12 protein-coding genes are annotated in these 12820 nt (G+C 70.9%); 6 read left to right on the forward strand and 6 right to left on the reverse strand.

The annotated features are described in order from the left end of the window. The first annotated feature begins 62 nt into the window (after positions 1 to 62). From BM424_RS03345 to BM424_RS03360, 4 genes are all read left to right on the forward strand, one after another. A complete protein-coding gene (locus BM424_RS03345) occupies positions 63 to 1040 on the forward strand; it encodes an ABC transporter substrate-binding protein (RefSeq protein WP_093413573.1) in 978 nt (325 codons plus the stop codon). A 175-nt stretch (positions 1041 to 1215) separates the two neighbouring features. Then, positions 1216 to 1398 carry a hypothetical protein gene (locus tag BM424_RS03350; RefSeq protein ID WP_093413574.1) on the forward strand — a complete coding sequence of 61 codons (183 nt, stop codon included), beginning with the start codon at positions 1216 to 1218 and terminating at the stop codon, positions 1396 to 1398. 195 nt (positions 1399 to 1593) lie between these two features. Further along, complete coding sequence (locus BM424_RS03355; protein ID WP_093413576.1) at positions 1594 to 2010, forward strand: TipAS antibiotic-recognition domain-containing protein; 417 nt, start codon at positions 1594 to 1596, stop codon at positions 2008 to 2010. 207 nt (positions 2011 to 2217) lie between these two features. Beyond that, complete coding sequence (locus BM424_RS03360) at positions 2218 to 3603, forward strand: DNA polymerase IV (protein ID WP_217649614.1); 1386 nt, start codon at positions 2218 to 2220, stop codon at positions 3601 to 3603. Here BM424_RS03360 and BM424_RS03365 read toward each other — a convergent pair. From BM424_RS03365 to BM424_RS03375, 3 genes are all read right to left on the reverse strand, one after another. Beyond that, positions 3533 to 4264, reverse strand: coding sequence for a hypothetical protein (locus BM424_RS03365; protein WP_093413579.1), 732 nt, complete (start codon positions 4262 to 4264; stop codon positions 3533 to 3535). The two genes, BM424_RS03360 and BM424_RS03365, sit on opposite strands and share 71 nt — an antisense overlap. Positions 4265 to 4354: 90 nt before the next feature. Next, on the reverse strand, positions 4355 to 5542 hold the full coding sequence (locus BM424_RS03370; RefSeq protein WP_093413580.1) for an acetyl-CoA C-acetyltransferase: 1188 nt from the start codon (positions 5540 to 5542) through the stop codon (positions 4355 to 4357). Between the two features lie 216 nt (positions 5543 to 5758). Beyond that, positions 5759 to 6763 carry a hypothetical protein gene (locus BM424_RS03375; RefSeq protein WP_093413582.1) on the reverse strand — a complete coding sequence of 335 codons (1005 nt, stop codon included), beginning with the start codon at positions 6761 to 6763 and terminating at the stop codon, positions 5759 to 5761. Between the two features lie 133 nt (positions 6764 to 6896). Here BM424_RS03375 and mce point away from each other — a divergent pair, with 133 nt between their 5' ends. Continuing rightward, positions 6897 to 7346, forward strand: coding sequence for a methylmalonyl-CoA epimerase (gene mce, locus BM424_RS03380; protein ID WP_093413584.1), 450 nt, complete (start codon positions 6897 to 6899; stop codon positions 7344 to 7346). 60 nt (positions 7347 to 7406) lie between these two features. Here the strand turns inward: mce and BM424_RS03385 are convergent, their stop codons facing one another. The 3 genes from BM424_RS03385 to BM424_RS03395 all read right to left on the reverse strand — a co-directional run bounded on the left by BM424_RS03385 (position 7407) and on the right by BM424_RS03395 (position 11042). Next, positions 7407 to 9710, reverse strand: a complete 2304-nt coding sequence (locus tag BM424_RS03385) for a penicillin acylase family protein (RefSeq protein WP_093413586.1) — start codon at positions 9708 to 9710, stop codon at positions 7407 to 7409. 147 nt (positions 9711 to 9857) lie between these two features. Further along, a complete protein-coding gene (locus tag BM424_RS03390; RefSeq protein WP_093413587.1) occupies positions 9858 to 10499 on the reverse strand; it encodes a TetR/AcrR family transcriptional regulator in 642 nt (213 codons plus the stop codon). Positions 10500 to 10640: 141 nt separating this feature from the next. Continuing rightward, positions 10641 to 11042 carry an SPW repeat protein gene (locus BM424_RS03395; RefSeq protein ID WP_093413589.1) on the reverse strand — a complete coding sequence of 134 codons (402 nt, stop codon included), beginning with the start codon at positions 11040 to 11042 and terminating at the stop codon, positions 10641 to 10643. A 158-nt stretch (positions 11043 to 11200) separates the two neighbouring features. Between BM424_RS03395 and BM424_RS29795 the strand changes: the two genes are divergently transcribed. Continuing rightward, on the forward strand, positions 11201 to 12787 hold the full coding sequence (locus tag BM424_RS29795; RefSeq protein WP_093413590.1) for a coiled-coil domain-containing protein: 1587 nt from the start codon (positions 11201 to 11203) through the stop codon (positions 12785 to 12787). The last annotated feature ends 33 nt before the right edge of the window (positions 12788 to 12820 follow it).

Below are 12820 nucleotides of genomic sequence, written 5' to 3' on the forward strand. Positions count from 1 at the left end.
GACAACCCCTTCCTCTGAAACCGAAGCCTTGGTCAACACAAAGACGTGTGGAGGTCGTTTCGATGAGAACGCACAAGGGACTGCTGGCGCTCGGCGCCGCGGCACTGCTGCTGGCCGGGTGCGGTTCCGGGCAGATCGGTGACACCGGCGGGCAGACCGACCCGAACAACAAGAACCTGGCCCTCATCACCGGTCAGCGAGGGGAACCGTTCTACGTCTCGCTCGAGTGCGCCGCGCAGCAGGAGGCCGCGGCGCAGGGCTACCAGCTCAACGCGCAGGCCCCGGAGAAGTTCGAGCAGGCCGAGCAGTCGCAGATCCTCGGCGGCATCGTCAGCAGCAAGCCGGGAGCGGTGATCATCGCCCCCACCGACGACAAGGCCCTGGCCGCTCCGCTGCAGCAGGCGAAGGGCAACGGCATCCAGGTGGTGGAGGTCGACACGGCGCTGGAGGACCGGTCGATCGCGGTCACCTCGCTGTCCTCGGACAACTACGCCGGTGGGCAGCTGGCGGCGCAGACGCTGGTGCAGCTGCTGGGCGAGAAGGGCGGTTCGGTCCTGGCGCTGAACACCAAGGCGGGCACCTCCACCACCGACGAGCGCGCCAAGGGCTTCGAGGACGAGATCCGCAAGCACCCGAACCTGAAGCTGCTGCCCACCCAGTACACCGAGAACGAGCCGGCGACCGCCGCGCAGATCGTGTCCTCGACGCTGGCGGCGAACCCGGACCTGGTGGGCGTGTTCGGCACCAACCTCAACACCGGTGAGGGCGCGGGCACGGCGCTGTCGAACGCGGGCAAGTCCGGCCAGGTGCAGCTGGTGGGCTTCGACGCCAGCCCCAAGCAGGTCGACGACCTGCGCAACGGCCGGGTGCAGGCCCTCATCGCGCAGGACCCCGCCAAGATCGGCAAGGAGGGCGTCGCACGCGCCATCTCCGCGATCAAGGGACAGCCGGTGGAGCGGGAGACGAAGACGGAGATGATCTCCATCACCCGCGACAACATGGACCAGCAGTCGCAGTACTTCTACAAGTCCCAGTGCTGATCCCCGCCACCGCGGTACCGCCCCCGGAGCGCGGTTGATCGGAAGGTGCCCGTCTCGCCACGGCGAGGCGGGCACCTTCGTCTCACCGCCCGCGCCTCACGGTCGGCGCGAGCGGTGCATGGGAACCTTCCTGTCACACCTGTGCGTCGCCGCAGGTCGCGGTTACCGTGGGGGCATGGCCGCAATCGGTGAGATGTTCCCCGGTCGCAAGCTCAAGCACGAGGGCGACCAGGACGGCGTGTCCCGCGAGCACGATCCCGGAGGCCCGCTGGACCTGGACAGGGGCGTGGTGTTCCTCGCGCCGCGCGAGCCCGCCGCCGAGCAGGATCCGGAGCAGGACGACCACCGGCAGGACTGATCCCGGCTGTTCGGAGTCCGCGGGCAGTCACAGACTGGTCGCGGATCCGATAGATCACGCACCGCATCCGATCGCCTCCGCTACTGTGCCACGGGCAGTTGACGCATTTCGCTCGAACGAGTCCTCAATCGTCACTGACCGTTGGCCGTGTGGGAACGCGCTGAGGTCGCGCGTGATCGAAGCAAGGGGGATGCCGTGCAGCCGAACAACCTGTCCGGGAGCGCTGCTCTCGAACAGACCGAGGCCGTCGAGGACGGCACCGCGCTGATCGGAAACCTCACCCCCGCAGGCGCCGGGAACCTCAGCCCCGCGCAGAAGCAGGCCATCGCGCGCAAGGTCGGCCAGGACTGGCAGCGCATCAGCTCCGCGGTCGCCGAGCTGTTCGCCACCGGCGTCCCCAGCAACGACCCGCGCACCCAGCAGGTCGTGCACCAGCACTACCAGTGGCTCGGCCACTTCTGGACGCCCGACCGCGCCTCCTACCTGCGGCTCGCCGAGATGTACGTCAACCAGCCGAAGTTCCGGCACCGCATCGAACGCCGCAAACCCCGGGGCATGGCCGCCTACCTCCGCGACGCCATGACGACCTACGCCTGGGCGCGCCTGCGCTGACACCCGCCGGGACGCCGCTGCCGGGCCGGGGGATGACAGGAAAGTTCCCATGCACCGCTCGCGCTGATCGCAAAGCGTCCTCGATCCGGGCCTCACTCCCCCGCTCGGCGCGAGGTGGTGACGGACTCAAACCGCCCCCTGCCCGAGACGGCTCTCACAGCCGCGTCCTGCGGGCTGTTGTCGGTCCGTTCGAGTTCAATGAACCCCATGAGGTGGGTGCTGCACATGGACATGGACGCGTTCTTCGCGTCCGTGGAGCAGCTCACCCGGCCCACCGTGCGAGGCCGTCCGGTGCTGGTGGGCGGGCTCGGCCCGCGCGGAACCGTCGCCGGCGCCAGCTACGAGGCCCGCGAGTACGGGGCGAAGTCGGCGATGCCGATGGGCGAGGCGCGCCGCCGATGCCCGGTCGCGGTGGTGCTGCCGCCGCGCTTCCGCGTCTACCAGGCGGTGTCCCGGCACGTGCTGGGCATCGTGCGGGAGGTCTCCGACGTGGTGCAGCAGGTGTCGGTCGACGAGGCGTTCCTCGAACCCACCGAGCTCTCCGGGGCCTCGACCAGCCGCGTCGAGGAGTTCGCGGCCGCGCTGCGCGCCCGCGTGCAGCGGGAGGTCGGGGTGGTGGCCTCGATCGGCGCGGGCCCCGGCAAGCAGCTGGCGAAGATCGCCTCCGGGCTCGCCAAACCCGACGGGATGCTGGTGGTGCCGCCCGAGGAGCAGCTGGAACTGCTGTGGGCGCTGCCGGTGCGCAAGATGTGGGGCATCGGACCGGTCACCGAGTCCAAGTTGCACCGCATCGGGGTCAGCACCATCGGCGAGCTCGCCGCCCTGCACCCGCAGGACGTGACCTCGCTGCTCGGGCAGGCGATCGGCGGCGAACTGCACCGGCTCGCCCAGGGCATCGACGACCACCCGGTGGCCGAGCGCGCCGAAGCCAAGCAGGTCAGCGCGGAAACGACCTTCGACACCGACATCACCGACCGCGACACGCTGCTGGCCGAGGTGATGGGCCAGGCGGAGAACGCGCACCGGCGGCTGGTGTCATCGGGGCGCGCCGCGCGGACCGTGACGCTCAAGGTGCGCGACTCGGAGTTCACCACGATCAGCCGGGCCGAGACGTTCTCCTCGGCGACCAGCGAACTGCACACCCTCTCGGCGGCGGCGCGCCGCCTCCTGCCGATCGCGGTGCCGCCGGGCACGCCCGTGCGGCTGGTCGGGGTCTCCTACTCGGGTCTGGCGACCTCCGAGCAGGAGTCGCTGTTCGACCACCCCGCCGACCCGGACGACGCCCCGAAACCGGAGCCCGAAGCACCCGGCGCGGTCGAAATCCCGCAGCCCGCGACGCGCCAGTGGCGGGCCGGTGACGACGTCCACCACGCCGAACTCGGGCACGGCTGGGTGCAGGGCGCCGGGCACGGCCGCGTCACGATCCGCTTCGAGACCGCGGCCACGGGCCGGGGCGTGGCGCGGACCTTCTCGGTCGACGATCCGCAGCTCAGCACCGCCGACCCGCTGGCCAGCCTGGGGCTCAGCCCTGCGGCGGACGAGGCAGATGACGCCGGTACTGGCCCACCCACTTCTGCGGAGCGATGTCCTTGATCGCGTGCTCGAGGTCCTTCGGGAGCCTGCTGAACGGCGGCAGGTGGAACCGGTACCGGTCCGGCGGCAGCCCCTGCACGGTCGGCGGCTCCTCGACCCACCAGCGCTCCAGCTCCGGGTGGCGCTCGGCGAAACCCGCGTCGGCCGGGTAGATCTCCAGCGCGCGGCGGCGTTCCGGGTTCACCGGCCGCTTGTTCTCCACCCACGGCAGCGTTCCGATGCCCACCGCCTGGATCTCGCGCCAGTCGACCCCGACGACCTCGCCCATGGTGCGCGCGTAGAAGCCGCTGCGGTCGATGAGGAACCCGCGGCCGCGCAGCATGCCGCGCGAGCCCATCACGAACCACAGGAACGCGACGCCGAAGACCAGCTGCCAGATCCACATGCCCACGGTGCTGCCGTTGTTGACCAGCGTCGCGGCGATGAGCACGGTGCCCAGGCCGCTGATGCCGCCGCCGATGAGCAGCGAGCGGAAACCCGCGGCGCTGACGTCGACGTCGTGGGCGTCGGCGCCGAGCAGCGTGGGCGCGGGCGCCCCGGCCGGCGGGCGGTGCGGCTCCGCCGCCGGGCGCCCCGAGGTGTAGCGGGCGGTGCCGCGCGGCATCGTGCGCGTCGGCTCGCTCCAGTCAGCTCGTTGCCATCCCCCTGGAAGCCATCTCATGCGCCCCAGGGTATCCACGAACCAGACAGTTGATCATGGAGGTGGGCGAATCCCCGGGTCCCTCTCAGGGAATTCCCGGGGAGACCCGGATCAGGCCGAGGGGACGGTCAGCAGCAGCGCATCGCCCTGACCGCCGCCGCCGCACAGCGCCGCGGCACCCGTGCCGCCCCCGCGCCGCTTGAGCTCGAGGGCCAGGTGTAGGGCGAGCCGGGCACCGGACATGCCGATCGGGTGGCCCAGCGCGATCGCGCCGCCGTTGACGTTGACCTTGTCCTCGTCGATGCCCAGCTTGCGGGTCGAGACGATGCCGACCGCGGCGAAGGCCTCGTTGATCTCCACCAGGTCCAGGTCGCCCGCCTCGACACCGGCCTTACCGCAGGCCTTGGCGATGGCGTTGGACGGCTGCTCGTGCAGGCTCGCGTCGGGCCCGGCGACCACGCCGTGCGCACCGATCTCGGCCAGGTAGTCCAGGCCCAGCTCCTGCGCCTTGGCCTTGCTCATCACCACGACGGCGGCGGCGCCGTCGGAGATCTGCGAGGCCGAGCCCGCGGTGATCGTGCCGTCGGCGGAGAACGCCGGGCGCAGCTTGCCGAGGGTCTCGGCGGTGGTGTTGCCGCGCACGCCCTCGTCGGTGTCGAACACCACCGGGTCGCCCTTGCGCTGCGGAATCTCGACCGGGGCGATCTCCTCGGCGAACACGCCGGAGTCGATCGCGGCCGCGGCGCGCTGGTGGGAGCGGGCGGAGAACGCGTCCTGCTCCTCGCGGGTCAGCCCGTAGCGGGAGTTGTGCTTCTCCGTCGACAGACCCATCGCGACCTGGTCGAACGCGCAGAACAGACCGTCGTGCGCCATGTGGTCGAGCATCGTGGTGTCGCCGTACTTGAAGCCCTCGCGAGACCCGGTGAGCAGATGCGGCGCCTGGGTCATCGACTCCTGGCCACCGGCCACGACGATGTCGAACTCACCGGCCCGCACCAGCTGGTCGGCCAGCGCGATCGCGTCGAGCCCGGACAGGCACACCTTGTTGATGGTCAGCGCGGGCACGTCCATCGGGATGCCGGCGGCCACGGCGGCCTGGCGAGCCGGGATCTGACCGGCCCCGGCGGTCAGCACCTGACCCATGATCGTGTACTCGACCTGCTCCGGTGCGACACCGGCGCGCTCCAGCGCGGCCTTGATGGCGATCCCGCCCAGCTGCGCGCCGGAGAAGTCCTTGAGCGAACCGAGCAGTCGTCCCATCGGGGTCCGCGCGCCCGCAACGATCACAGAACCACTCACGACTGCCTCCCGGTCATCGTCGACACATCACGTTCTCGGCTCGCGTCCATCATCGCCCGCGAACGCCCTGGGGACCATACCCGCGAACCACGCCCGCCCCGCTTGTGACGACTGCCATAAGCGGGGCAGGCGGGTGAGCGAAAGGTTCCCGTCCTGCGGTTTCGCCGGGGGCCGGATGACAGGAAGGTTCCCATGCTCACACCCGCCCCCGGGCGCTCAGCAGTTGCCGGTTCCGGTGGTGATGTCGCACAGCGACGTCTCCTCCGACCAGGAGAGCTTGCTGCGCGCGTCCACCCCCAGTTCCCGGGAAGCCGACACGTCGGTGTCGGCGCCGGAGTCGCTCTTGAGCCAGTAGCGGACCTCGTAGTCGACGCCGTCCTCGGTGTAGGTGAAGGCGTAGAAGGGGGCGGGCACCGGGGCCGGCCCGTAGTCGGGTGAGGTCCAGGCGTCCTCGCCCTGGGCTGCGGCGGGGTCGACGCGGAGGCAGTCGTACTCGGCGCCTTCGAAGGTGCAGGTGCGCATCTCGGCGCCGCCGTAGCGGCCGACGCCGTCGTCCTGGGTGACGCCGTCGGCGGCGAGCCGCTGGTAGACGTCCTCGCAGGCGCCGGAGTCGCAGGCGTGCCAGTCGGCCCAGGCGGAGGCGCGGGCCTGGGCTTCGCCGTTGCCGGCGTTGATGGCCGAGCAGTACTTGCCGACCATGTGGGACGCCATCGTGGCGGCGGCGGTGGTGCTGTCGATGGCGGTGGCGGCCGTTTCCTCCGCACCGAGCCCCGCGGAGTCGAGCTGCCAGATGCCGACACCGGGGTTGAAGAACAGCCCTTCGGCGCGCTGCTCGGGGTCGGCCAGCGAGGTCTGGTCGTCGTAGCGGGACAGCGTCATCGGCGACGGGGATTGGCCGGACGGGGACACTTCCGGCCAGGTCGTCGACAGCGTCAGATAGGTGGCGGCGGTGGCGCTGATGCCGCAGTCGGCCGCCTCGGCCGCGTCGGTGGCCGCGGATTCGACCGCCGCGTAGGGCTCGGCACCGAAGTGCAGCTCTGCGAGGGGCGCCACCCACCCGCGGTCCCGGCTCATCTGCTCGGCGCGCGGATTGGGCCCGCCACCGCCGCTGATGGTCCCGTCACCTCCGGCCGCGTGAGCGAGGGGAGCCGTTGTCGCAGCGGCGAACCCGACGACGAGGGCCAACCCGGCGAGCCCGCGCACGTGTTGCGTCTTGACCATTTCTGCCCCTTCCACGTGAACAAGCCACATGCTCACCTCCGGGGCAGCGCGCCCGACTCCCCCTGTTGGGGCAATCCGATCTTCGGATTTCGCCGCTTTTCCCACGGTTTCCGCGACGGCTACGCTGCCACCCATGCGAGCGGAACTGAACGACCTGGTCACGGCAATCGATCACGTGGGCATCGCGGTCCCCGACCTCGACGAGGCCATCGCGTTCCAGCGCGACACCTTCGGCCTGGAAGTCGCACACTCCGAGGAGAACGAGGAGCAGGGCGTCCGCGAAGCGATGCTGCGCGCCCCCGGAGACACCACCGGCGCGACCCAGATCCAGCTGCTCGCACCGCTGCGCGAGGACTCCACGATCGCCAAGTTCCTCGACAAGAACGGCCCCGGCCTGCAACAGCTCGCCTACCGGGTCACCGACGTCGAAGCCGCGATGGCCGCCCTCAAGGCCAAGGGCCTGCGCCTCCTCTACGACCAGCCGCGCCGCGGCACCGCGGACAGCCGCATCAACTTCGTCCACCCCAAGGACGCCGGCGGCGTTCTCGTCGAACTCGTCGAACCCGCCGCCACCGGTCACTGACCCCCGAACGCAGCGGCGGCGGGTCCGAAGTGGACCCGCCGCCGCGTCGCGCTGACCGGATCAAGCCGGGACGAGGCGGATCCTGCGTTCCGCCAGGGCTTCGACGGCCGCCCGGCTGTAGGCGAGTGGGAAGAAGGTTCCCTTGCGCCACCGCTCGGCGAGGTCGCGGTAGTGCGGGTCGGACGGGTCGCCGGACTGGCCGGGCGTGTTCACCGCGACCGAGCGGTCCCAGTCGCCGACGTCGAGGACCATCCGGAACGACGGGCCGTTGGTCTGGCGGAAGTCCTCGACCCGGTACGAGGACTGGTTCACCGTCGCAGGCGAACCGCCGCGCGGGAGCGGGCCGACGTCGAAGCGGGCGCGCTGGGCCTCGGTGAACGCGTCCGAGGCCGGGTGCGCGAAGTAGCTGTGGTGCAAGCGCCCCCACCGCCACGTGCTCTCGGAACGCCCCAGCAGTTCCCGCACCTCGGCGTAGGCGGCACGCAGGGTCTCCAGCAGCAGCCGGTCGCGGGCCGCCGCGTCCGGCAACCAGCGGCCGGGGTTCTCCAGCTCGGTGAGCATCACCAGATCGTCGACGCTCTCGATGTGCCGGGCGGCCTTCGGGACCGCGGCGCGCGCGAAACCCGGCCCCAGGTGCCTGGAGCGCCACACCTCGAACAGCGCGGCCGCGGCCGAATCCGCCCCCAGCACCGCGTCCCAGTCGCGCAGCAGCCGCAGCGCGCGGCGCAGATCGGCCTCGCCGCTGTCCACACCCGACAGCAGCGCCTGGATCCGGCGGGCGGGCAGCGACAGCTGGTCGTTCTGCAGCAGCTGCGAGTCCTCGACGGTGTGCCGGTGCTGGCGGGACAGGACCTCCACGATCCGCTGGTGGCGGAACGGGTTGGTCCACTCGTAGCCGAGTCCCAGGTTCTGGTGCTCGGCGGGCAGGTTGAACTGGTTGGCGGTCGCGATGAACCCCTCATCCGGGTTGAGCAACCGCGGCAGGTCGTCGCCCGAGTGGAAACCGTCCCACTCGTAGCGGCCGTCGTCGGGAACGGGCAGCAGCCCGTCGTAACCGACGCGCCGGGGCGCCAGACCACCCGGCACCCAGCCGATGTTGCCGTCCACATCGGCGTAGACCTGGTTCTCGGTGGGAGCGCCCCAATCGCGCATGGCGCGGGTGAACTCGGTGAAGTTCCGCGCCCGCATGTAGGCGATGCTGCCGAAGTACGGCGACATCCCCGGTTGCAGCCAGGCGGTGCGCACCGCGTAGGCGAGGTGGCGGTCGCGGTCGACGCGGATGACCGGGCCGTGCCGGGTGAAGGCCAGTTCCACCTCGCGGTCCGCTTCGCCGCGCACCCGCACGGTTTCGCGCAGCAGCGTCATCGACTCCCATACCGAGCCGTAGCGGTAGCGGGTGGCGTCGGCCGGGTCGAGCTCGTAGACGTAGAGGTCCTCCTGGTCCACCGGGAAGATCGTCAACCCGAACGCGACCGTGCCGTTGTGCCCGATGGAGATGCCGGGCAGCGCCGGTTCTCCCGCGCCGATCACGTCCAGGCCCGGCGCGGACAGGTGCGCGATGTAGCGCAGCGAAGGGGTCGAGTAGGCGCGGTGCGGATCGTTGGCCAGCACGGGACGTCCCGTCGCGGTGCGCTCGCCGCTGACGACCCAGTTGTTGCTGCCCTCGGTGGTGGCGTCGCGGACGACGCGACGCACGGATCCGTCCCGGAACTCGACGTCCTGGGTGGCCAGGTCGAAGACCTCCAGCACGTCGTCGGGCAGCGCGCACGGGTCGAACCCGTCCGGCACGACGGTGCGGTGCTCGGGTTGCAGGCCCTGGCGGACGAGGTCGGCCTCCACGCCCGCGGCGCAGACCACGCGGGACCGTTCCACCTCGCTCTCCAGGTTGCGGGTGAGCCCGTGGCTGCGGATGCGCACCACGTCGGCCGGGTCCCAGCGCGCGGGCCGGTAGCCGAGGATGCCGAACTCCTCGGGCATCCGCTCGGGGTGCTCGTCGAGCCAGTCGAGGTAGGCGTTGATGCCCTGGGTGAACCGGGTGGCGATGTGCCGGGCGTCGTCGGAGTAGCGAGCCCACTCGGCGTCCATGTCGCCGCGGTAGAGGAACAGCCTGGTGGCCCGGTCCTGCTCGACGTGGTCGGGGCCGAGGACCTCGGCGAGCCGGCCGAGGCCGCGCCGCCGCCACAGGTCGATCTGGAAGAGACGTTCCCGTGCCGCGTTGAAGCCCTGCGCGAGGAAGAGGTCGTCCTCGTTGCGGGCGTAGAGGTGCGGGACGCCGTAGCGGTCCTCGACGAGCTCGACCTCCTCGGCCAGCCCCGTCACGGGGTAGGACGCCGGGTCGGGCGCGGCATCACCGACCGAGGTCATGGCACCCGCCCCGGCGATGCCGAAACCGGTCGCGATGAGTCCTTGCCGACGGGAAAGACGAACGCGCTCAATGCCCACCCCAACCTGCCGCAGTGATCACCTGCGGGAGTGTCTAGTGCCGCGAACACCCGGCCACAAGGCCGGGATTCAGGCGGGCTCGACCGCCGCGTTGCCCGCGCCGAGTTCGAGGGCCTTGGCGATGAAACCGATCTCGCGGTCGAGCTCGTCGTCACCGGTGCGGTGGCGGGCCACCGAGTGCCGGTGGTTGACGACCCGGGCCAGCAGCATGGCGGCCGCCTCGATGTCGCAGCCCGCCAGTCCGCGCGGCATGGCCAGCTCGATGACCCGGCGGATCTGCTCGACCACCACCCCGAAGCGCTGCTGCATGGCCTGGCGCACCGCGTCGTGGGTGTCGGCTTCCCGCCACAGCAGGTGGCTGAGCAGCATCGACGACTCCAGGCGGGCGTCGAGTTCGCCGACCAGGCGACGCAGGCTGGCCGCCACGTCGCCGCGCACGACCAGCGCGTCGGAGACGATCTCCTCGTCGGGCAGCCGTTCCACGAGCGCGGCCAGCAGGTCCTGCTTGCGGCGGAAGTAGTAGTGGATGAGTCCCTTGGGGACCTCGGCGCGCTCGGCGATGCGGGAGGTCGGGGTCGCGTTGAAACCGTGCTCGGCGAACAGCTCACCGGCCGCGGTGAGGATCCGCTCCCGGGTGCTCGCACCGCGGTCGTCGTCGGAGTCCGAAGTGGACGGGCGTCGACGGGCTCGTTCGCCCACCTCGTTCGACATGTGCCCGACCTCCTCCTGGCGGGATGAACACGAAAAGCGCGGCCCGGAGGTTACCGCCGGGCCGCGCGTTTGTCGCAACCGTGCACGTCACCGCCTCGGGCCCGCGTCGAACATCTCGGAGGAGGAAGCGGTGCGATGGGGTCAGTGCTGCCCCGCGATCCCGCGGTGGCTCGCGTTGGCTTCGGGCAGTGCCGCCGCACCGGCGATCACCGCCAGCACGCCCACGATCCACGAGGTCCACGACGCCGCCATCATCTCGGTGTAGCCGAGGACCCACGGGGAGATGAACAGCAGCACACCCAGCAGCATGTGGCTGTACTCGCTGGTCATCGAGCCCGGCATCGCCAGCGACCACACGCTCGCGATGAGCAGCAGCGCGCCCAGCACGATCATCGCCGACATCGCGGACCCGTTCGTCGACGTCCACATGGTGGCGAGGACGAGATAGGCGCCGAGGACGACCCCGACCCAGTCCTGCCAGCGGACCCACGGCTTCGAAGCCGAAGCGCTCGACCTGTCGGCCACGTCGATCACCTCCGTCATGTCCGAGTTGACCAGTCCATGTTCACTCTTGGTTGGCCAGCCGGTCAATAGCGGGTTTTTCGCGGTCCGCACCCCCGGTGACCCGAGGTGAGGAAAATCCTCCCGAGACCCAGCCGCACCTCCCACAACAACGTCGGCTACCAGGTAGCTTGGTTGTCATGGGCCTTGCCGACGACCGCGATTTGCTGCCACTGGGATCGGGCTTCGATCTCGCTCGCAAGAACGGCTACGACCGCGCCCAGGTCGACGAGCACCTCGAGCGCCTGGACGCCGACATCCGCATCCTCACCTCTGACCGGGATGCCGCGGTGTCGCAGGCCGCCGACCTGTCCAAGCAGCTCGAAGCGGCACGGTCCGAGATCGAGAGCCTGCGCGGCCAGGTCGACCGGCTGGCCAAGCCGCCGACAACCCTCGAAGGCCTCAGCGAGCGGCTGCAGCGCATGCTCCGCCTGGCCCAGGACGAGGCCGCCGACATCCGCTCCCGCGCCGAGAGCGACGCCTCCCAGATCCGCGCCCGCTCCGAAGCCGAGGCCGTCAACCTGCGCACCCGCTACGAGCGGCTGATCAGCGAGGTCGACAGCCGTCGCAGCGAGATGGAGACCGAGCACCGGTCGCTGATGGAGGGCGCGAAGGCCGAGGCCGAACGCATCACACGCGAGGCCGAGGAGAACCGCAAGCGCGCCGACGAGGAGTCCGAAGCCCACCGCATCCAGGTGGAAGAGGACTTCGAGATCGCCATGTCGGCCCGCCGCACCGAGTCCATGCGGGCCCTCGCCGAGCAGGAGGCCACCAGCAAGTCCGAGGCCGAACGCCGCGTCCGCGAAGCCACCGAAGAGGCCAACCGCAGGCTGCGCGAAGGCACCAACGAGGCCCACCGCCGCGTCCAGGAAGCCACCGAGCAGGCCAACACGCTGGTCAGCGAGGCCACCGCCAAGGCCGAGAAGCTCGAGAAGGACTCCACCGAGGCCGCCGAGAAGCTCGAACGCGAATCGACCGAGGCCGCCCACGCCCGCGAAGCCTCCAGCAAGGAAGCCGCGCAGCGCCGCATCCAGGAGGCCAAGCAGGAGGCCGAGCGCCTCGTCGCCGAGGCCACCGACAAGTCCGAACGGATGATCCGCGAGTGCACCGAGGAAGCCACCCGGCGCATCGACGTGGCCACCCGCGAGGCCAAGCGCCTGGTCGCCGCCACCCGGGCGGACGCGCAGCGCAGGCTCGGCGCCACCACCGAGGAGGTGCAGCGCCGGCTCGCCCAGGCCGACGAGCACGTCCACTCGCTCACCCAGCTGCGCGACACCGTCGCCAAGAAGCTGCGCGACGCCGCGGAACTGCTCGGCCAGACCACGCCGCTGCTGGAACGCCTCGACCTCGAGGACGCCGAGGAGGAGAAGCTCCGCGTGGCCGCGGTGGAAGCCCGCGAGCAGGCCCGCAAGGACGCCGAGGAAGCCATCGCCCGCGACGGCCGCGAAACCGGCGAGATCCACGACGCGCCCAACCCGGGAACAACCGGCCAGGACGCGTCCGGCCGCTCCGAGAAGGCCGTGACCGACTCGGGGCTGCCCAAGCGCACCCCCGGCCAGGGCGGTTCGCCGAAGCCGTCGGTCGACGAGCCCACCGACAAGATCCAGCGCAAGCAGCTCTCCGCGGACGAACCGACCCGCCGCATCCAACTCCCGGTGCCCGGCGAGCAGCAGTCCGAGGAGCACGCGCAGGAGTCCGACCGGGTGAACGCCAACCAGCAGAGCTGACCGAATTTCCGCTGGTCAGGTGATTGCGCGTCA

Origin of the sequence: Saccharopolyspora flava (assembly GCF_900116135.1) — a bacterium.
Lineage (GTDB): Bacteria > Actinomycetota > Actinomycetes > Mycobacteriales > Pseudonocardiaceae > Saccharopolyspora > Saccharopolyspora flava.

What these genes read in the sequence shown, in the direction of transcription:
- BM424_RS03345 (WP_093413573.1), top strand. Translation starts at nt 63, where the DNA reads ATGAGAACGCACAAGGGACTGCTGGCGCTCGGCGCCGCGGCACTGCTG.
- BM424_RS03350 (WP_093413574.1), top strand. Translation starts at nt 1,216, where the DNA reads ATGGCCGCAATCGGTGAGATGTTCCCCGGTCGCAAGCTCAAGCACGAG.
- BM424_RS03360 (WP_217649614.1), top strand. Translation starts at nt 2,218, where the DNA reads ATGAGGTGGGTGCTGCACATGGACATGGACGCGTTCTTCGCGTCCGTG.
- BM424_RS03365 (WP_093413579.1), bottom strand. Translation starts at nt 4,264, where the DNA reads ATGAGATGGCTTCCAGGGGGATGGCAACGAGCTGACTGGAGCGAGCCG.
- BM424_RS03375 (WP_093413582.1), bottom strand. Translation starts at nt 6,763, where the DNA reads ATGGTCAAGACGCAACACGTGCGCGGGCTCGCCGGGTTGGCCCTCGTC.
- mce (WP_093413584.1), top strand. Translation starts at nt 6,897, where the DNA reads ATGCGAGCGGAACTGAACGACCTGGTCACGGCAATCGATCACGTGGGC.
- BM424_RS03385 (WP_093413586.1), bottom strand. Translation starts at nt 9,710, where the DNA reads ATGACCTCGGTCGGTGATGCCGCGCCCGACCCGGCGTCCTACCCCGTG.
- BM424_RS03390 (WP_093413587.1), bottom strand. Translation starts at nt 10,499, where the DNA reads ATGTCGAACGAGGTGGGCGAACGAGCCCGTCGACGCCCGTCCACTTCG.
- BM424_RS03395 (WP_093413589.1), bottom strand. Translation starts at nt 11,042, where the DNA reads ATGACGGAGGTGATCGACGTGGCCGACAGGTCGAGCGCTTCGGCTTCG.
- BM424_RS29795 (WP_093413590.1), top strand. Translation starts at nt 11,201, where the DNA reads ATGGGCCTTGCCGACGACCGCGATTTGCTGCCACTGGGATCGGGCTTC.